The following is a 790-nucleotide window of genomic DNA, read 5'->3' on the forward strand; positions in this document are numbered from 1 at the left end:
AATGATATTCTCCTGCTGTATAATCATAATCACGCCAAGTTACATAGATTAACTTTTCTTCTTTTATAATTAATTCTGCTTGTTCTCTTGTCATTTTCTATCCTTTATTATTATATTTGTTTGATAAAACCTAATTGCATTAAGTTTTCTATGGAAATAGGAAGTTTAATCTGTGTTCCTCCACCTTCTTGATCAAAGCATGGAGCTATTCTTCCTATCTTTGGAGAATGAAATTCGTTTTCTCCTTTTAATTCTTCAATTTTTTTTACTAATTTATCATTCCCACTCATCTCAACCTTTCTATCAACACTCTCCATATTAATATCTTCTAATACTTCATATCTTTTATAGGTTTTTTGCATGGCTTCATTATCTTCATAAGGCAATGATCTTTTTTCATAAGGCATCACTCCTTTTTTCTCTTTAAAAGGACAAACAAAGCTACCTGAATTATCTCCATATCTGTCCAGTTTCATCCCTTTTTTTAGAGTGATTTCTTTTGGTTTAGGTGGAATTTTATAACCATATTTATTAGGCCAATCAATCTCCCCATCTTCAAGAATATAATCAGGACTTCTAGGTTTTGGAGTATCTTTAGGCCATATTCCATTATGTTTATAAAGATGAACTTCTTTATCACTTACCTTACCTTTTTTATTTTCATTTTCCAAATATAAAAGCATTTTTGCTTTCTCTTTGCTTTTTTGTGCCGCTCCTAATTTATCTCCTATCCCTTGCCATCTTATCCTATCATACTTAATCTTAGCAAGAGGACTAGCTTGTATTTTAG

At 30.6% G+C, this 790-nt stretch carries 1 protein-coding gene; it reads right to left on the reverse strand.

The window, feature by feature from the left end; genetic code table 11:
- Nucleotides 1-110: 110 nt before the first annotated feature.
- Nucleotides 111-790: TNT domain-containing protein (locus AJ884_RS07640; protein ID WP_070286577.1), on the reverse strand; the 680-nt coding region annotated here is incomplete at its 5' end.

Source organism: Campylobacter sp. BCW_6463, assembly GCF_001762785.1.
GTDB classification, from domain to species: domain Bacteria; phylum Campylobacterota; class Campylobacteria; order Campylobacterales; family Campylobacteraceae; genus Campylobacter_D; species Campylobacter_D jejuni.